We start from the raw sequence: 19,282 nt of genomic DNA, 5'->3' as shown, positions 1-19,282 counted from the left end.
TACATACATTTTACATTTTTTGAAGTACTACACTTATGTTGACAATTTATCTTATAAAAAATGATATGTCTTAAAGTAAAAATTTGAATCATCTCCTTTTTTGCAAAAAAAGAAAAGAAGTTCCTAAGAACCCCTAATCTAAAATAACATATAAAAATTCAAAAAGGGAGTTGAACTTAAAATTTGATTAGAAAAAATCAAATTTGAGACAACCCCATTTTTATAATTAATTATGTTTTTATACTATTTGTAAACTATTTTAGATAAATCGCAAATTTCTAGCATAGTATCATATATTTGTTTAAGTAAACCAAGTCTGTTATTTTTAATAGATTCATCATTATCCATAACCATAACTGAATCAAATAGGTTATCAACTACAGGTCTTAAAGATGCAAACTCATCTAAAGCAGTACCGTATTTCTTGTCTTTTAATAATTCTTTTACTCTTACTTTTACTTGCTTAAATTCATTATAGAGCTTAATTTCAGCATCTTCTTTTAATAGATTTTCATCAATTCTATCACATTCTGCTTTTTGAGCCAAAGTAGAAACTCTATTAAATGCAGTAAGCATTTCCACTAATTCATCTTTTTCTAGCCAATTATTAAGCTCTAAAGCTCTCATATGCATATCAGAAATATCATTTATATCAGAGCTTAAAACAGCATCAACAACATCATATCTTATACCTAAATCTTTAAATAGATTTTTTACTCTTTCATTAAAGAAGTTCATTATTTGCTCAACAACTTCATCTTTATTGAAATCTAACTCAGAATAATTATCTAAAGCATGTTCAATAAGTACTTTTAAGTCTACAGCTACTTTTCTATCCATAAGTATACTAAGTATACCTAAAGCTTGTCTTCTTAAAGCATATGGGTCTTGAGAACCTGTTGGTTGTATTCCTATGGCAAAAAATCCTGCTATTGAATCTAATTTATCAGCTATTGATAAAGCTACTCCTGCATTAGTTTTAGGAAGAATATCTCCTGCAAATCTTGGTAAATAATGTTCAAAAATAGCCTCACTTACAACATTATTTTCTCCTCCAACCTTCGCATATTCTTTTCCCATAAAACCTTGTAATTCGTCAAACTCTCCTACCATTCCAGTAACTAAATCTGCTTTAGATAATTTAGCAGCTCTCATAGTGTCTGCCTTTTCATCTGCTAATCCTAAACTATCAAGTATATCAGCACTTAGTTTTTCAAGTCTTAAAGTTTTGTCGTAAATAGTACCCAATTTTACTTGGAAAACAACTGTTTTTAATTTTTCTATGTAGCTTTCCAAGTTTCTCTTAGTATCTTCTCTATAGAAAAATAAAGCATCAGCAAGTCTTGCTTCTAAAACTTTTTCATTTCCAGCTTTAACATTATCTATTCTGTAAGAGTCTCCATTTCTAACAGCTATAAAGTTAGGTAACAGTTTTCCTTCTTTAAGTACTGGGAAATATCTTTGATGTTGTTTCATAGGAGTTATAATAACTTCTTTTGGTAGTTTTATATAGTCTGTATTAAATTCGCCATAAAAAGCAGTTGGATATTCAACTAAGTAAGTTACCTCTTCAAGTAAATCTTCATCAAACTCAACTTCGCCACCTAAAGAGTTGGCTACTTCTATACATTGTTTTCTTATAATTTCTTTTCTCTTATTTTGGTCTAAAACTATATAATTTTTCTCTAATTTTTCAAAATATTCTTCTATAGAATTAACTTCTATTGTACTTTCCCCTAAGAATCTATGTCCTTTTGTTACATTAGAAGATATTATTCCTTCTAAATCAAATTCTAATACCTTATCATTTAACAATGTAACTATCCATCTTATAGGTCTTGCAAATTTTAGGTTTTTTCCTCCCCAACGCATAGCTTTTGGGAATACTACAGATTTTATAGTTTCTGGTAATATTTCTTTTAACACTTCTGAAGTGTCTTTCCCTGCTTGCTTTATAGTAGCAAAAATATATTCATCTTTTCCAACTTGTTTAAAATATATGTCAGATTCTCTTAATCCTTTACTTTTTATAAATCCTAAAGCTGGTTTTGTGAAATTATTTTCTGCATCAACAGCAATCTTCTTAGCAGGACCTTTTATTTCTTCTTCTAAGTCACTTTGCTTATCACTTAAGCCTTCAACTACTAAAGTCAATCTTCTTGGTGTTCCATAGGCATCTATTTTATTAAAAGATATTCTATTTTCCTCAAATAATTTATTAAGATTGTTTTTTAATTGTTCTAGTGTACTACCCATAAATCTTGATGGCATTTCTTCAACACCGATTTCAAATAAAAGATAATTTTTCATTATTTGTCACCGTCCTTTAAAAGAGGGAATCCCATTTCTTCTCTTTGTTTTACAAAAGTTTCTGCAACAGTTTTTGCCATATTTCTAACTCTACCTATAAATGAAGCTCTTTGACTAACACCTATTGCTCCTCTTGCATCCAATGTATTAAATGCATGAGAACATTTTAATACATAGTCATATGAAGGTATTACAAGACCGATTTCCATAAGTCTTAATGCTTCTTTTTCATATATATCAAACAGATTAAACAACATATCTGCATCACATAATTCAAATGCATACACTGAGTTTTCATACTCAGCTTTATTAAACACTTCGCCATAAGTTATTTTATCATTCCATTTTAAATCATAAACACTATCAACTTCTTGAATGTACATAGCTAATCTTTCTAATCCATATGTAATTTCTCCTGTCTCAAGCTCACATTCAATATTACCTACTTGTTGGAAGTATGTAAATTGAGTTATTTCCATACCATCTAACCAAACTTCCCATCCAAGTCCCCAAGCACCAACTGTAGCAGCTTCCCAGTTGTCTTCAACAAATCTTATATCATGTTCACTTGGGTCAATTCCAATTTCTTTTAAGCTCTCTAAATACAATTCTTGTATATTATCTGGAGATGGCTTTAGTATAACTTGGAATTGATGATGTTGATATAATCTGTTTGGGTTTTCACCATATCTTCCATCTGCTGGTCTTCTTGAAGGCTCTACATAGCATACTTGCCAAGGTTCAGGTCCTAATGATCTTAAAAAAGTATTAGGATTCATAGTTCCAGCACCTTTTTCAACATCGTAAGGTTGCATCATGATACAACCTTGCTTTGACCAGTATTTTTGCAATGCCAGTATCATTTCTTGAAAATTCATAAAAATCCCTCCTATAACAATAAAGCCTCTCGTCTACACGAAAGGCTATTTTAATAGTTCTTCTACAACTTTTAGAATATCAAATTCTATAAAATTTGTCAATGTTAGTGATAATTCTTATAATTATCTTCTTTTCATTTTTTAAAAGTCACTTTATATCTATTTATTTTCGTCTTCGTTTTCATTATTCTTTTCAGATTCTTCTTTCATAAGATCAGCAGTTACGTCTTTATCATCTTCTTTTTTATCAACTACTACATCTTTTACATCTTTAGCTGCATTAGTTATCATATTCTTCAAAACATGAAGTTTTTCTTCATTTAGTTCACCTAAGTCTACAACTTCACCATCTTCTTCATTTTGAACTTTTATACGATATTTACTTATAACAGCTGCTGATAAACCAACTAGAGTAGCTAATGGTACAAAAGCTAATCCAACAACGCCTACTGTTAAAGGAATATTCATCATAGTTTTTCCATCTTTTTCAACTATTACTCTTACAACACTACTTTTTTTAAGAAGTTCTTTTAATTGATATTTTATATTTTCTCCATCTTTACCAAATACTTCTTCCATAGTTTCTTTAGCAGATTTAGCTTTACAATTACAAGTATTCTTTTTATTTTCTAAATATATTACTGCCTCAATTACATCTCCATTACATTCCACTAATGCTTCTTTTGCTTCTGCATAAGTTGCTCCTGGAACTCTTTCAAAGACTGAATCAACCATTTCAATAGTTATATTACTACTCATTATTATCCACTCCCTTATTATTTTTTACACTTTGCAATACGTGTAATGATTTTAGATTAATATTATCAACATAAACCTTCAAATATTTTTCTAGTATATTTTCGAGTTCATGTGTTATATATTTTGATACTTTAGCTTTGCTACATGTTAAAATATCATTCCTTAATACATATTCCATTAGACTAACAGTTGTTAAATCCAATTTTATATTATTATCAAAAAGTGTATTACACTTACTACATAGTATACCACCTTCATAAATATTAAACATAGAATTTTGCAAAATTTTACTTCCGCAATTAATACATTTATTTACTATCGGTTTAAATCCTATATAGTCCAAGAACTTTAACTCAAATGCAGCTGTTACAAATCTATTATCTGTATTCTCTTGTGTATATAAATACAGCGTCTGTGCAAGTAATATAAATAACCTATTATTAGTTTGATTTTCAAGTATAGAATTTTCAACTAATTTTGTAATATATGTAGCATAAGAAAATGCCTCTATATCGTAGGATATATTATAAAAACTTTTTATGATTTCACTTTGGGTAACCTTGTACATATTTCCTTGTTTTTTTAAAGTAAAATTGCTATAAGAAAATAACTGTGATGATGAAAGTAAAGAGCTCTTATTTTTTTTGGCTCCTTTTGCTATTGCAGATACTTTTCCAAGCTTTCTCGTAAACAGAGTAAGTATTATATCACTTTCCTTGTACCTTATAGCTTTAAGTACTATCCCCTGGGTGTTCAGGATTATCATCGTCTTCTTTTTTCTCCCTTACTTCTTCGACTTCTTCACTTAGGTTTTTGCAATCACAGAAATATAGATATGCATCTACACTACCTGTTTTTTTAAAAACTTCCCAACTGATATTGTTCATTTTTAAAAAACCCCCTTCTTACATTTATACTTATATTTTTAGTAAGAAGAGGATAAATCATACATAAAGTTATTAAACAATTTTTGACAATAATGCTGTCGTTATTATAAAATAAACTGCTATACCAGTTATATCAAGAGCTGTAGATATAATTGGTGATGAAACTGTAGATGGATCTGCATCCATCTTTTTTAATAAAACAGGCATAAATGCACCTATCGTTGCACCCAAAACCATATTTATAAATAATGATATTGAAACAATTAATACAATATCTAATTTTTTCATGACAAAGTAAATTACAATACCTGTTATTATACTACACAAAAGACCTGTAATAATTCCTACAATACCTTCTCTTACTACATTGCTAAAATTCAAATCTTTGTTAGACAATGTTATTACTGTAACAGATGATGATTGTGTTCCAATATTACCACCCATACCTATTACTACAGGTATAAAAAATACCAATGGAGCATATATAGGATTCATTATATAATCTAAATTAGAAAGTATTAAAGAAGCTAATAGACCTCCAATTAATGTAATAATTAACCATGGCAGTCTACCTCTAAGAGCTGATATTGTCTGCTCTTTTAATGTAGGATTTTCCTTTTCAGCAACTTCTCTTTCATGTTCTGAACTTCCTGCAAATTTATACATATCTTCAGTTGCTTCTTCTTCCATAACATCTATTATATCATCTACTGTTATTATCCCTTTTAGCTTTTCTTGTCTATCTACTACTGGAATTGCTATTAAATTGTATTTCGATACTAACCTAACTGCTTCTTCTCTATCTTCATCTACATAAACAGAGATTATATTTTCACTCATTAAGTCTTCTACTATATTTGCATCTCTCGCTATTATTAACTCTCTTAACGATAATACTCCAACTAGCTTTTCTTCATCATCAACTACATATATATAATAAATAGTCTCAGCTTCATCAGCTTCTTCTCTCATATGTTCTATTGCCTCAAGAGCTGTCATATCTTTATTTATAGAAATATATCCAGTGGTCATCGTTCCACCTGCAGAGTCTTCATCATAGAATAATAATTCTTTTACATAGTCAGCGTTTTCTTGATTTAAAAGATTTATTATATGTTCTCTTTCTTCTTCTTCAAGCTCACTAAGTTTGTCTGCCATATCTCCAAGAGACATAAGTTCAAGTATGTTTTTTGCGTGTTCTACATCTAACTTAGATAAAATACTAATAAAAAACTCTACACTACCTTCTTCTAATATAGAAGATGCCATATCCAGAGGAAGTACTTCAAACAGTTGAATTTTCATGTCTTCCTCTAAATTTTCCATTATATCGAATATATCAATTATATGATATTCCTCTATTAATTCTCTTAACTCCAATACTTTATTATTATCAATTAATGATTTTACTTCATATAATAAATCTTGGGAAGCATCCAGTTTCCTATCCATATAACCCACCTTTATTTATCATTATATCCAAAATTATTTATATAATTTTGTAAATTTCTCCAATTTTCTTTAACCTTAACCCATAATTGGAGATTTATTTGTGAACCTAAAAGTAATTCTATATCTTGTCTTGCTGATTTACCTATTCCTTTTAGCTTCCTACCATTCTTTCCTATTATTATTCCCTTATGTGAATCTCTTTCACAATATATTACAGCAGATACATCTACTATTTCTTTATCATTTCTTGCTTTCATTTTTTCAATTTCAACAGCTACACCATGAGGTATTTCATCATTAAGATAATGAAGAACTTTTTCTCTTATAAGTTCTGCTATTAATACTCTCTCTGGTTGGTCTGTAATCATATAATCTGGAAAATACTTTGGTCCTTCTTCTAAGTAATTTTGTATAACTTTTATTAAAGTATCTGTATTTTTCCCTTTTAATGCTGATATTGGTACTATCTCTTTGAAAATACCTTCTCTATCATACATTTTTATTATATCAAACAATTCATCTTTTTGGCCTAGTTGGTCTATTTTATTTACAACTAGAATTATTGGTGTCTTAACAGATTTTAAATCCTCTATTATTTTTCTGTCTCCAGGACCTATTTTTTTAGAGTCATCAACTACAAATAATATTAAGTCTACATTTTTAAAAGCTTCTGTTGCTGCCTTTACCATAAATTCACCTAATTTATTTTTAGGTTTGTGAATACCTGGTGTATCTAAAAATACTATTTGATTTTCTTCATCTGTATAGACTGCTTGTATTGTATTTCTTGTAGTCTGAGGTTTATCACTCATTATAGCTATCTTTTCCCCTACTACATTATTCATTAAAGTAGATTTCCCTACATTTGGTCTACCTACTATACTGACAAATCCTGATTTGAACATTAACTGTCTCCTAACTTTTACCTTCTTGTATTTAACTACTTTAAATTCATTTTAATTTTTTAATTTATTTTAAATCATTTCCAGAGAAATAGTTTGGTAGCAAATCTTTTATATCATGCTCAAACACCTCTCCTTTAGTATATCCTGTTATTATTTTTATATCAGAACCAAACTCTATAATTACTTGTCTACATATTCCACAAGGATATGTTTGCTCATTATTTTCTGAGTTATCACTTGCTATAGCTATTTTATATATATCTTTGTCACCTTCTGATATAGCCTTAAAAATAGCTGTTCTTTCTGCGCAATTTGTTCCACCTAATGATGCACATTCTATATTACATCCAGTATAAACTTTTCCACTCTTAGTTAAAAGAGCTGCACCCACTCTAAAACCTGAGTAAGGAGCATAAGAATGTTGTCTAGCATCTTCTGCCAACTTTAACAATTCTATGTTGTCCACAACATCTCCTCCTGTATACACTTATTAGAATTTCTTTTTATTTAATACTCTACATTATATCATAAAAATTTAATTATCACAGATTTGTTTCATTTTAAATATTTTATGTACATTCATTTTAATTATAAAACATTCCAAGCTGAAATACTAATATTGCTATTAACACGCCTAACAAAGCTCCTGCTATAGTTTCCCAGAATGTATGTATTTTTCCCTCAATCCTACTTTGAGCAACCAATACAGCCATTATATATGCAAGAGTAGATGCAACTACTCTTTCTGTCATAAGCGTAATTGCAGTTGCTATAGCAAATGCTAAAGCAGCATGACCACTTGGCATACCTCCTTTTAAAGGTGTCCCTGTTGAAGTCAATGCTTTTACTACTACTACAGCTATAAGAACCAATAATATACATATCAAGGTTATATGCAACTCTGATTCTCTTATCTTATAAATTAGAATCCCAGATATATCTGTCAATTTATCATAAAATAAAATATATCCAACCACCACTGAGTTTAATGCTGCTACTAGTACACCGCCTGCTGCAACATCTTTTGCTATTTTTGCAAGTACGTGATATTCATCAGTTACCAAGTCTACTGCTTTTTCTATAGCTGTATTAAACATCTCAGCAACTACAACTAAACATATAGACATCAGTAACATTATCATTTCCAGTTTTGAAAAGTTAAAAAATAAACTTATTATAAGCACAGCAACTGAACCTAAGTAATGTATTTTCATATTTCTTTCAAATTTAAATGTATATAATATTCCTTCTATAGCTGCGTTAAAAGCTTTAATTATACCTTGACGAGTTTTTCCTGTTTTCATAAGAATTACTCCCTTGTTATGTTTAACTTATTTAATATGTATTCTTCTTTTTCTCTCATTTCCTTTGTATTTTCATCTGTATCATGGTCATACCCTAAAAGATGAAACATACTATGACATATTAAAAAACATACTTCTCTTTCAAAACTATGATTATATTCTATGCTTTGCTCTAAAGCTCTTTCAAGAGATACTACTATATCTCCTAAAGATTCTTCTTCCAATTCAATATCTTCAAAATCATCACTTAAAAGAGGAAATGATAAAACATCAGTTGGTCTATCAACTCCTCTATATTCTCTATTTAATTCATGAATCTCTTTATTATCTACAAAAGAAAGACTCACTTCATAATTATCATCATATCCTTCATAATCCAAACACTCTAAAATTATATCTTTTATTTTTTCTATTAGTTCTTCATTTACTTCTAATTTATCTTGTCTATCATCTAATATCAAATCCATTAATTACACCTACTTTTTATTCATTAATAATGCTATACATCTATATTACTACACTTTTACTTTCTTTTGAAAGTCTTTTCCTGTATTTTCATTTTTTTGCGCTCTTCTTTTTTAAATTCTTCTTTTTTATCATACTTCTCATAAGCTCTTATTATTCTTTGTACTAACTCATGTCTTACAACATCTCTGTCTGTTAACATTATAGAGCCTATCCCTTGAACGCCCTTAAGAATCTCTGTAGCTTGTATAAGACCACTTTTTTTATTTTGTGGCAAATCTGTTTGTGTTATATCGCCTGTAACTACAGCCTTAGAACCAAATCCTAATCTAGTTAAAAACATTTTCATTTGCTCAGAAGTTGTATTTTGAGCTTCATCTAATATTATAAAAGAATTATCAAGAGTTCTACCTCTCATAAATGCAAGTGGTGCAACTTCTATAGTACCTCTTTCTAAATACTTATTAAACTTATCAGCACCCAACATTTCAAATAATGCATCATATAATGGTCTTAAATATGGGTCGACTTTATCTTTTAAATCTCCTGGTAAAAAGCCTAAACTTTCTCCAGCTTCCACTGCTGGTCTTGTAAGTATAATTCTACTAACTTCATCTCTTTTAAAAGCTTTCACTGCCATAGCCACAGCAAGATAAGTCTTTCCTGTTCCAGCAGGTCCAACACCAAAAGTTATATCATTATTTTCTATAAGCTTTATATACTCTTTTTGCCCTAAAGTTTTAGGTTGAACAGCTTTACCTCTTTGAGTTATAACGATTGTACCTTCAAGTTCTTTTATCTTTTGCTCACTGCCTTCAAGTAAAAGAGATAATGAATAAGAAATGCTTTGTTTATCTAAATGCTTACCATTTGATACAGTTTGATGCAATTCATTCATAAGTTTTAATGCAGAATCTACATTTTTTTCTTCTCCTATTAAAATTATATTACCCTCTCTAAGTATTACATCTATATTTAAAGTTTTCTCTATTAATTTTACATTTTCATCAAAGTTGCCAAATAACTCTCTTTCAAAATTGCCATCTGCTATTGTAAATTTTTTTTGTATTATCAATTGAATTAATCCTCCTCAAGTTTTAAGTTAAATTTTATTAATTATTGTTACTATTATTATTTTGACTATTGTTACTATTTTGATTGCTATTATTTCCATCAGAATTATTTTGGTCGTTATTATCTTTATTATCCTCATTAAACTCATTTCTTATATCATTTATGGGTCTTTTTTGTGGATTAGAAGGAACTTCCTCTTCTCCTTCTTTTGGTTTACTATCTTCCTTTATAAATCTTTCTGCCTCTGATTTACTAAGAGGATAAATTTTAGCGATATTTTCACTAGTTTGAACTGTTATTAAATATTCTAACATATTTTTATTAACCTTATAGCTATGTTTTACATCTATTATTCTAGCCGAAGCTGGTATTATGTATTCTAATTCTTTTAAAGCTTTTTCAGATAGTTCTTTTTTCAACTCTTCTTTGTTCTTTTTCACTTCAACTTTTTCGGTTTCATAAAAAGTACTCGTCTTTATTTTTATAGGGAAAGTATAATCTCCCATTGAAAGTCTTTTTTCTTTATTTTCAACAACATAGTTCTTATATTTTATATTTTTTCTAATTGTAAATTCTTTATCATAAAAACTTATTGTATGTACTTTTTTCTTTTCTCCAGTTTTTTTATTTACAGTATCTACATAGCTTGCCTTTTTAGTAGATTCATAGAAAGTACTTGCCCATACTTCTGGTATTGATTTTGTATTAGCACCATTTAGTAAGACATCTCCCTTTTGGACTATATCTCCAGATTTAACAACAGACTTACCACTTCTAGGGATTACCTTTTCTATTATACCATTTTTTAAAGCAATTACATTACAATAATTTGATTGGTCTGTAGATTTTAAGGATTCAGCCTTTTTTGTAACAGTAACAAATATATTGGTTCCCTTTACATTAATAGATAAATATGCAACATCATTAAATTTTGACATCATATGGTCTCTAACTTCTTTTCTATCAATACTCTTTTTGTATACTCCTGGTCTCACTCCAACTTTATAAAGTTCACTTCTAAGAGCTTCTTTTTTTATACCTTCTGGAGATTGTATATACACATCCGTTACAAATTGTGATGTTGACATCAATAAAAGCAAAGAAACAATAGCACAAATCCACATACCTTTGTGCTTATAAATTCTTTTAATAATAAAAGGAACTCCTGTTTTTTGTTTTACCTTAATATCAAACTTACTCCCTCTATAAATATTCTTAAATTCTTTTATATCTTGTCTATTTATATTAAACTCGATTTTAGTATTTTTTATTCTAGTTACATTGTAAACATTTATCCCGTTTCTTATAAGATGATTTAAAAATTGTTCAAGCCCTACTCCTTCCACAACTATAACATAGTATCCCCTTATAAAACTTATCAAGTGTATCTCCTCCTAATCAACATACTCCACATTGTATATAATTCCCTTTATACCTATCTCACTGTCAGTAATATACTTAAGTGAAAGTTTATCCCCAGATATTTTAATTGTTTTTACCTTAGTCTTTATTTTTATTAAATCAACTTCATATTCTAGTATTGATAGATAATTTTCTATACTCATAAAAGTATTACTTGTAACAGTAACAACTGGTTGATTTACTTGTAAATCAGTGGATATTTCTAACATGAGCATTACCCCCTTAATTAATTTTATGCTTAAAATAGGTATTTATGCACTTTATTGATACTATCGTGGAGTAGTTTTAAAAATTTTTAGACAGTAAATACCTACTATTTAATATATTATTTAAACAAGAAAAAGGTAATCATATTGATAAAAATCAACATAATTACCTTTTTACTTTTTTTTATATAAAATCTAAAAAGTATACAATTTTTTTATTAGTCTTGCTCTATTAAACCATATCCACCTGCTTTACGCTTATATACTATATTTATTTCAAAATTATCTTGATTTCTAAACATATAGAAATTGTGTCCTACCAACTCCATCTGAAGAATTGCCTCTTCTGAACTCATAGGTTTTACATTAAATTTCTTTCTTCTTTCTATAACTATATTTTCATCTTCCTCATCATCATAATCATAATCATTAAATTCGCTACTATTATCTATAAAGTCAATATTTTCAAATCTTATGCTCTTATTATTTTGAACTTTGTCTTTAACCTTAGTCTTATACTTTACAACTTGTCTACTTAATTTGTCACAAACAATGTCAATTGCTGCATATAAATCTTCTTCTACGTCTTCTGCCCTTATTATTTGACCACTAATAGGAATTATTGTAACCTCCACTTTCTGTCTATCCTTTTTCGCACTTACTGTTACTTTCACTTCTGATTCAGGATCAAGGTATTTTTCTAACCTACTTAATTTTCCATCTACGTATCCTTTTATTCCGTCAGTTAATTTCATTTGTCTCCCAGATACTATTATTTGCATAAAAACCTCTCCCTTCGAGCCTTTCCAATTCTAATACTTTAATATGTTCATCTTTAAATATATTTTTGATACATTTATTATATTTAAATTAATATAATTGTATATGAAAATGATTATTTTTAATAGTCTATTTATTTTTTATTTGATATGATATTATTAAAAGTACGGGGTAATTTACAAAACCTTTACATTCTATTTATTAACAAACCATATAACTATTTATTAATAAACCATATAAAATAATTCAAAAATCCAGCATAAACCAACCACATTAGATAAACCAAATTTATATATCCAGCTCTCTTATCTATTTTAGAAAATTTCAAAATAACTATTATAGAAACCATAATCATTATTATGATGTCTATTAAAGCTGTAAATCTAAGTCCAAATCCAAAAAATAATATACTCCATACAAAATTTAATGCAAGTTGTAATCCATAATAAAATACTGCATCTCTTACTTTAGGCAAGTTGTAACCTTTTTTTAATATTAGGTATGAAGATATACCCATCAATATGTACAATATAGTCCAAATTATAGGGAAGATAAAAGCTGGTGGTGCAAAACTTGGTTTTGTAAGTTGTAAATAGTACGTTGAAATATCTGTTCCACTAATCAACATGGTCAAAATACTACTCAAATAACCTATTATTAATGGTATTGATATGTTTATCAAAAAATTTCTAATTTCCTTTACCGATATAATCAAATTTTTCCCCTTCTTTCAAAATTTTCTTTGATTATAGATATGCTTAGATATGACTTGTTATTCTCAAAAATTATAAAAAGCCTAGAGATTTCTCTCTAGGCTATATCAATCTATTGTAAGTTTTGTTTTACCAACTTATTTATAAGTTTTCCGTCAGCTCTACCCTTAACTTTTGGTTGAATAACTGACATTATTTTTCCCATATCTTTCATAGATGTTGCTCCTACTTCAGATATAGTACATTTTACAATTTCTTCTAACTCTTCTTCGCTTAATTGTTGAGGTAGGTACTCTTTTAAAACTTCAATTTCAGCTTCTGTTTCTTTTATTAAGTCTTCTCTTCCAGCTTTTTCAAATTCAACTAATGCATCTCTACGTTGCTTTAATTGTTTTGCTATTACATCGATAATTCCATCTTCATTAAGTTCAGTTCTATTATCAACTTCATACTGCTTTATGGAAGCTCTTATTAAAGTTACTACAGATTTTCTCACTGTATCTTTGTTTTTCATCGAAGATTTCAAATCCTCTTGTAACTTTTGCTTAAGGGACATCCCCTTCACCTCTTTATTCTTATTTACTACTATTTTTTAGCGTTTTTTCTTCTTGCTGCTTCAGCTTTTTTCTTACGCTTAACGCTTGGCTTATCATAGTGCTCTCTTTTTCTTACTTCTGACATGATGCCAGACATTGCACATTGACGCTTAAATCTTCTTAAAGCGCTGTCTAATGTTTCATTTTCTCTAACTCTTACTTCTGACATTTCTTTTTCCCTCCCTCCAATAGCGCAATTATGCTGGGACTGTAACTATGTTCTTTTTGCATAATATGCATTACAACCTAACACTTTGTTTATTATAAACTAAATTTTTACTTTTATCAAGTATTTTTATCAAGAAGGAACTCAATTTTTCAATAATTTAGTTTAGTTTTGTTCTGCTTCGTAATTAGGAAGCTTTTTACCTGCTAAAATATGATAGTGCAAATGCTTAACTTCTTGCCCTCCATCGCTTCCACAATTATTTATGATTCTGAATCCAGTTTGGTCAAAACCTTTCTCTTTAGCTATTTTATTAATAACAACATGAATATGTGACACAATATCCATTTCTATATCAGGAATATCAATTACACTATCATAATGTTTTTTAGGTACAACTAATATATGATATGGAGCAACTGGGTTCAAATCATTAAATGCCAATACTCTTTCATCTTCATAAACTTTAGTTGAAGGTATTTCTCCGTTCGCTATTTTACAAAATATACAATCCATTTCCTTCCACCTCCTATCTTATAAATATTATAATTTCTACATGTTATAGCAAAATTCCTTCTACATATTCATTTTTTACATCATTTATTTTTACTTTTAATATCTGACCTTGTATGTTTTTGTCACTTTCAACAACAACTCTTATATAATTTGAAGTTAGTCCCTCAAACTTATTCCCCTCTATATTTTGTTCAAATAAAACATCTAATTCACTGCCAATAAATTTAGTTGCAAATTTATTAAAGTTTTCTTTGCTTAAATTTAAAAGTTGTTCACTTCTAAAGTGTTTTATTTGAGGGTCAATTTGATTTTCCATAGTTGCAGCTGGAGTTCCTTTTCTTGGCGAATATTTAAAAATGTGCATTTGTGAAAGCTCTATATCTTTTAAAAACTCGTATGTTTGTTTAAATTCCTCATTTGTTTCTCCTGGAAAACCTACTATTACATCTGTAGTTATTGCTACATTTGGCATTTTATCTCTTAATCTATCCACAATAGTCTTATACTCTAAAGTTGTATATCTTCTATTCATTCTTTTTAGAGTTTCATCACATCCACTTTGAAGTGATAGATGATAATGAGGACAAACCTTCTCCATCTTTAAAACTTCATTCACAAATTCATCAGTAAACAAAATTGGTTCAACAGAGCTAAGTCTAATTCTCTCTATTGCATCTATCTCATTTATTTGTTTTATTACATCAAGAAGTTTAATATTCTTATCTTTTAAATCTTTTCCATAAGATGCTACATGTATTCCTGTTAATACAACCTCTTTATAGCCATTTTTAGCCAATTTTTTCACTTCATCAACTATACTATCAATATCCCTACTTCTAATACGTCCTCGGGCATAAGGAATGATGCAATAGGTACAAAATCTGTCACATCCATCTTGAATTTTCATAAATGCTCTAGTCTTTCCATTAGTCTGACTGATTTCTATTTCTTCAAATGCCTTTACCTTCATTATATCATCAACTGTGCTAACTTTTTTACTTGCATCTATCTTTCTAATCTCTTCAACAATCTTTCTTCTATCATTTGTACCCATGACTAGGTTTACTTCTTCTATATCCAAAATTTCTTCTGGCGATACTTGCGAATAGCATCCCACAACAGCTATTATTGCATCTGGATTTTTCTTTTTAACTCGTCTTATATATTGACGAGATTTTCTATCACTCATATGAGTTACTGTACATGTATTTATAACATAAACGTCTGCATATTCTTCACTATTAACTTGTTCATATCCATCTTTTTCAAATAGTTCTAGCATAGCTTCAGTTTCGTATTGATTGACTTTACACCCAAGTGTATAAAAAGCTACTTTTTTCAATTTATTATTCTCCTCCTAAGTCACTTAGCTCATACAAAGCTATTGTTGATGCTACAACAGAAGCTGTCTCAGTTCTCAATATTCTAGGTCCTAATGATACAATGCTGCAATTATTTTTTTGAACTTGTTCTATTTCTTCCTCAGCAAAACCACCCTCTGGACCTACAAAAATTCCAACCCTATCTATATTAGAATCACAATTTTTAAGTGCCTGTTTTATTGAGACAGTTCTTTCATTTTCATAAGGGCAGATATTTACATCATTTTTTTTCATATCTTCTAAAGCTTCTTTGAAACTTAAAACACCTCTTAAATTTGGGATTTTACCTCTTTTACTTTGCTTTGCGGCTTCATAAATTATTCTTTCCCAACGCTCAAATTTTTTATCTTCTTTTTTATCATCAACTTTAGCAACACTTCTCTTAGTTTGAACTAATATTATTTCATCTACACCAACTTCAGTTAATTTTTGAAGTATCATTTCCATCTTTGGAGCTTTTGGAAGACCTTGATATAACTTTACCCTAAGTTTAGATTCTCTATTTATATCAACTTCTTCTAAAATTTTTAAATTAACCATATTTTTTTCTATATTTGTTATCTCACAAATGTACTCATTATTATCTTTATCACATATCTCAAGTTTTTCCCCTAGTTTACACCTTAAAACTTTTGAAATATGTTTTACATCTTCACCTTCTATAATGCAGGCTTTGTCTTGTAAATTTATTTTTTTTTTTTCAACAAAAAATCTATCCATTACACTTCACCCTGCCTTTTACTTTTTAAGTTTAGAAACTATTGCTGACCATTCGCCTAGTTTTTGAACCTCAACTATTTCAAATCCATTTTCGATTAAACTTTCTTTAACTTCCTCTACTTTGTCCAAAATTATCCCTGAAGATATAAATATAGCGTCTTCTTTCATAAAATTTTGTACATCTTTTGCAAGTATTTTTATTATATCAGCTATTATATTTGCAACTATAACATCAGCTTTATCCTTTATTACATCTGTTAAATTACCATGCATTACAGATACATTCTCTTCAACTTTATTTTCAAGCACATTTTCTTTTGCAACTTTTACTGCAACTTCGTCTAAATCTACAGCCACAACTTCTTTTGCCCCTAATTTAGCTGCTGCTATTGCAAGAATTCCGCTACCACAGCCAATATCAAATACTTTAGAATCTTTATTTACATATTTCTCTAATTCTCTAATACACATACTAGTAGTCTCATGTGTTCCTGTACCAAAAGCCATACCAGGGTCAAGTTCTATTATCAAATCCCCTTCTTGCATATCATAATCTTCCCATGTAGGTTTTACTACTACCCTTTGTCCTACTTTTGTTGGTTTATAGTATGCTTTCCATGCATTTGCCCAATCAGCTTCATTTACTTGGTCTAGTGACACACTTCCTTCACCTATATCTATACCAAAATCTCTTAATCCTAAAACTTTTTGTTTTATAATTTCGACAAATTCCATCACATTTTTTTCTTCTGACACATAAGTCTTTATTAATACATCTTCTTCTTCGTTCTTTTTAAATACTTCTTCTTCTACATAATCCCAATCTAATTCATTTTTCTTTTGAAATAAGAAATCTTTTGGGTCTTCTATTACAGCTCCTCCAGCTCCTTGTTCATATAGTATATTTGTTATTGCTTCAACTGCTTCTGTTGTTGTTTTTATAGTTACCTCTATCCAATTATTCATAAGTTTACCTCTCTTTTCTATATTAATTTTCCTATTTTTCCATAACTTTTATTATATCATAAATATCATACTTTTTTGTTTTATAAATTTTTTATTAGTTTATATCTATATTATAGTAAATTTACTTAATTTATAATAAATTGTCTAGCTTATTTTTAGCACTTTATTTGATTATACTTTTTCCTTAATGCATTTTAAACAGTGAACATTATATTTATTATATACAAATCACCAAAATGTACATTTTAAACAAAAATTTTTAGTTATTTTATATGTTTCCTACAATAAAATCATCTGATATTATATAATTAAAATTTAAATTATTAAGGAGAACTATAATGTCAGAAGTAATATTAAAAGATATATCAAAACTTTATTCTAATGGATTTAATGCAGTAAAAAATATAAATATAGATATTAAAGACAAGGAATTTATCGTTTTAGTGGGTCCATCTGGTTGTGGTAAATCGACAACGCTTAGAATGATTGCTGGTCTTGAAGAAATATCTTCTGGAGAATTATATATAGGAGATAAACTTGTCAATGATATAGAACCAAAGGATAGAGATATAGCAATGGTTTTTCAAAACTATGCTTTATACCCTCACTTATCTGTTTATGAAAATATGGCATTTGCACTTAAACTTAGAAAAATGCCAAAAGATGAAATAGATAAAAAAGTTAAAGAAGCTGCTAAAATATTGGATTTAGTTCCTCTTTTAGATAAAAAACCTAAAACATTATCTGGAGGTCAGAGACAAAGGGTTGCTCTAGGACGTGCAATAGTTAGAAACCCTAAGGTATTCTTAATGGATGAACCTCTATCTAACTTGGATGCAAAACTTAGAACTGCCATGAGAACAGAAATAACTAAATTACATCAACAACTTGGAACTACATTTATCTATGTAACACATGACCAAGTTGAAGCTATGACTATGGCCGATAGAATAGTGGTAATGAAAGATGGAGTGGTACAACAGATTGCAACTCCACAAGATGTATACGACTATCCAGCTAATGTGTTTGTTGCAGGATTTATTGGAGCTCCACAGATGAATTTTATTGATGTGACATTGATAGAAGAGAATGAAGAAATATATGCTAAAAACGAATACATTAGGATAAAATTAAATAGAGAAAAACACTATGATTTAATAAAAGACAACTATATTGGAAAAGAAGTTATTATGGGTATTAGACCAGAGGATATACATATAGAAGATACTTTTATTAAAGCTAATCAAGATACTTGCTTTAAGTCAACAGTTGAAATAAAAGAACTTATGGGAGCAGAGACTTATGCTCATTTAAAATTAGATGTAAATACAATAACAATTCGATTTGACAGCAAAAATAGAGTTGATGTTGGTGATAACTTAACACTTTCAGTTGATAATAATAGAATACACTTATTTGACAAAGAAACTGACTTAGCTATAAGATAAGAGTATAATCTTATTTCTAAGGAGACTTTATGGAAGACTTGAAAAGTTTTTTTGAAAAACAACTCAATAAAAAAATAAATATTTACCCTTATAAAAATCAAAGTTTAGATGCCAATAGTCATTTAGTTACTTTTAATGATACTGTTTATGTTATTGATTTTTTAGATGAAAATAACTTAGATAATCTAAATGGTCACTTTTATTTAATTTATCAGCCACATATAGATTTTGAATATTTAAAAGGTATTTTTTATAACTTATATGATGATATAAATATAATGCAACATAGTAGTTTTTTTGTAGTAAACTCTAAATATAACTTAGATATTAATG

At 28.6% G+C, this 19,282-nt stretch carries 22 protein-coding genes and 1 pseudogene; 2 read left to right on the top strand and 21 right to left on the bottom strand.

Annotated features, from left to right (window positions below):
* Positions 1 to 243 precede the first annotated feature (243 nt).
* From glyS to prmA, 21 genes are all read right to left on the bottom strand, one after another.
* Complete coding sequence (gene glyS, locus KGF52_RS15240; protein ID WP_227840736.1) at positions 244 to 2,310, bottom strand: glycine--tRNA ligase subunit beta; 2,067 nt, start codon at positions 2,308 to 2,310, stop codon at positions 244 to 246.
* Entirely contained in the window at positions 2,310 to 3,188 is an 879-nt protein-coding gene (glyQ, locus tag KGF52_RS15235) for a glycine--tRNA ligase subunit alpha (RefSeq protein ID WP_227840735.1), read from the bottom strand. The genes glyS and glyQ overlap by 1 nt, the downstream gene beginning before the upstream one ends.
* A gap of 159 nt (positions 3,189 to 3,347) precedes the next feature.
* Entirely contained in the window at positions 3,348 to 3,947 is a 600-nt protein-coding gene (locus tag KGF52_RS15230) for a DUF4342 domain-containing protein (protein WP_227432600.1), read from the bottom strand.
* Positions 3,940 to 4,713: a DNA repair protein RecO gene (gene recO / locus KGF52_RS15225; protein ID WP_227840734.1), complete on the bottom strand. Its 774-nt coding sequence runs from the start codon at positions 4,711 to 4,713 to the stop codon at positions 3,940 to 3,942. Before recO ends, KGF52_RS15230 begins: the two co-directional genes overlap by 8 nt.
* On the bottom strand, positions 4,679 to 4,834 hold the full coding sequence (locus KGF52_RS15220; protein ID WP_227828222.1) for a YqzL family protein: 156 nt from the start codon (positions 4,832 to 4,834) through the stop codon (positions 4,679 to 4,681). Before KGF52_RS15220 ends, recO begins: the two co-directional genes overlap by 35 nt.
* A gap of 72 nt (positions 4,835 to 4,906) precedes the next feature.
* Complete coding sequence (gene mgtE / locus KGF52_RS15215; protein ID WP_227432597.1) at positions 4,907 to 6,286, bottom strand: magnesium transporter; 1,380 nt, start codon at positions 6,284 to 6,286, stop codon at positions 4,907 to 4,909.
* A gap of 11 nt (positions 6,287 to 6,297) precedes the next feature.
* Complete coding sequence (era, locus tag KGF52_RS15210) at positions 6,298 to 7,191, bottom strand: GTPase Era (protein WP_227840733.1); 894 nt, start codon at positions 7,189 to 7,191, stop codon at positions 6,298 to 6,300.
* A gap of 64 nt (positions 7,192 to 7,255) precedes the next feature.
* Complete coding sequence (locus tag KGF52_RS15205; protein ID WP_054274441.1) at positions 7,256 to 7,657, bottom strand: cytidine deaminase; 402 nt, start codon at positions 7,655 to 7,657, stop codon at positions 7,256 to 7,258.
* A gap of 118 nt (positions 7,658 to 7,775) precedes the next feature.
* Entirely contained in the window at positions 7,776 to 8,495 is a 720-nt protein-coding gene (locus KGF52_RS15200; RefSeq protein ID WP_227828220.1) for a diacylglycerol kinase, read from the bottom strand.
* A 5-nt stretch (positions 8,496 to 8,500) separates the two neighbouring features.
* A complete protein-coding gene (gene ybeY / locus KGF52_RS15195; protein WP_227828219.1) occupies positions 8,501 to 8,962 on the bottom strand; it encodes an rRNA maturation RNase YbeY in 462 nt (153 codons plus the stop codon).
* A gap of 56 nt (positions 8,963 to 9,018) precedes the next feature.
* Positions 9,019 to 10,035 (bottom strand): PhoH family protein, encoded by a 1,017-nt coding sequence (locus KGF52_RS15190; RefSeq protein WP_227840732.1) that lies wholly within the window; start codon positions 10,033 to 10,035, stop codon positions 9,019 to 9,021.
* Between the two features lie 37 nt (positions 10,036 to 10,072).
* Complete coding sequence (gene yqfD, locus KGF52_RS15185; RefSeq protein WP_227840731.1) at positions 10,073 to 11,416, bottom strand: sporulation protein YqfD; 1,344 nt, start codon at positions 11,414 to 11,416, stop codon at positions 10,073 to 10,075.
* Positions 11,417 to 11,428: 12 nt separating this feature from the next.
* Positions 11,429 to 11,665 (bottom strand): YabP/YqfC family sporulation protein, encoded by a 237-nt coding sequence (locus KGF52_RS15180; protein ID WP_227432590.1) that lies wholly within the window; start codon positions 11,663 to 11,665, stop codon positions 11,429 to 11,431.
* A gap of 215 nt (positions 11,666 to 11,880) precedes the next feature.
* Entirely contained in the window at positions 11,881 to 12,444 is a 564-nt protein-coding gene (gene hpf, locus KGF52_RS15175) for a ribosome hibernation-promoting factor, HPF/YfiA family (RefSeq protein ID WP_227840730.1), read from the bottom strand.
* Between the two features lie 215 nt (positions 12,445 to 12,659).
* The gene (locus KGF52_RS15170; RefSeq protein ID WP_227840729.1) at positions 12,660 to 13,157 is read right to left on the bottom strand and encodes a TspO/MBR family protein; all 498 of its coding nucleotides are present in this window, start codon (positions 13,155 to 13,157) and stop codon (positions 12,660 to 12,662) included.
* Between the two features lie 110 nt (positions 13,158 to 13,267).
* The gene (locus tag KGF52_RS15165; protein ID WP_227828215.1) at positions 13,268 to 13,711 is read right to left on the bottom strand and encodes a GatB/YqeY domain-containing protein; all 444 of its coding nucleotides are present in this window, start codon (positions 13,709 to 13,711) and stop codon (positions 13,268 to 13,270) included.
* Positions 13,712 to 13,740: 29 nt separating this feature from the next.
* Entirely contained in the window at positions 13,741 to 13,920 is a 180-nt protein-coding gene (gene rpsU / locus KGF52_RS15160; RefSeq protein ID WP_003416618.1) for a 30S ribosomal protein S21, read from the bottom strand.
* Positions 13,921 to 14,082: 162 nt separating this feature from the next.
* The gene (locus KGF52_RS15155; RefSeq protein WP_227432586.1) at positions 14,083 to 14,433 is read right to left on the bottom strand and encodes a histidine triad nucleotide-binding protein; all 351 of its coding nucleotides are present in this window, start codon (positions 14,431 to 14,433) and stop codon (positions 14,083 to 14,085) included.
* 43 nt (positions 14,434 to 14,476) lie between these two features.
* Positions 14,477 to 15,775, bottom strand: a complete 1,299-nt coding sequence (mtaB, locus tag KGF52_RS15150; protein WP_227840728.1) for a tRNA (N(6)-L-threonylcarbamoyladenosine(37)-C(2))-methylthiotransferase MtaB — start codon at positions 15,773 to 15,775, stop codon at positions 14,477 to 14,479.
* A gap of 4 nt (positions 15,776 to 15,779) precedes the next feature.
* Positions 15,780 to 16,535, bottom strand: a complete 756-nt coding sequence (locus tag KGF52_RS15145) for a 16S rRNA (uracil(1498)-N(3))-methyltransferase (RefSeq protein ID WP_227840727.1) — start codon at positions 16,533 to 16,535, stop codon at positions 15,780 to 15,782.
* A gap of 18 nt (positions 16,536 to 16,553) precedes the next feature.
* Positions 16,554 to 17,501 carry a 50S ribosomal protein L11 methyltransferase gene (prmA, locus tag KGF52_RS15140; protein WP_227840726.1) on the bottom strand — a complete coding sequence of 316 codons (948 nt, stop codon included), beginning with the start codon at positions 17,499 to 17,501 and terminating at the stop codon, positions 16,554 to 16,556.
* Positions 17,502 to 17,839: 338 nt separating this feature from the next.
* On the opposite strand from prmA, the gene KGF52_RS15135 reads away from it, so the two are divergent.
* Together KGF52_RS15135 and KGF52_RS15130 are read left to right on the top strand one after the other, a co-directional pair.
* Positions 17,840 to 18,949, top strand: coding sequence for a sn-glycerol-3-phosphate ABC transporter ATP-binding protein UgpC (locus KGF52_RS15135; RefSeq protein WP_227840725.1), 1,110 nt, complete (start codon positions 17,840 to 17,842; stop codon positions 18,947 to 18,949).
* A gap of 29 nt (positions 18,950 to 18,978) precedes the next feature.
* Positions 18,979 to 19,282, top strand: a pseudogene (locus tag KGF52_RS15130) (PucR family transcriptional regulator); the annotation flags it as partial.

This window comes from Clostridioides sp. ZZV15-6597, assembly GCF_020657815.1.
Lineage (GTDB): Bacteria > Bacillota > Clostridia > Peptostreptococcales > Peptostreptococcaceae > Clostridioides.
Note: the sequence above shows the minus strand (reverse complement) of the source record. Positions and strands in the feature narration are given on the sequence as shown.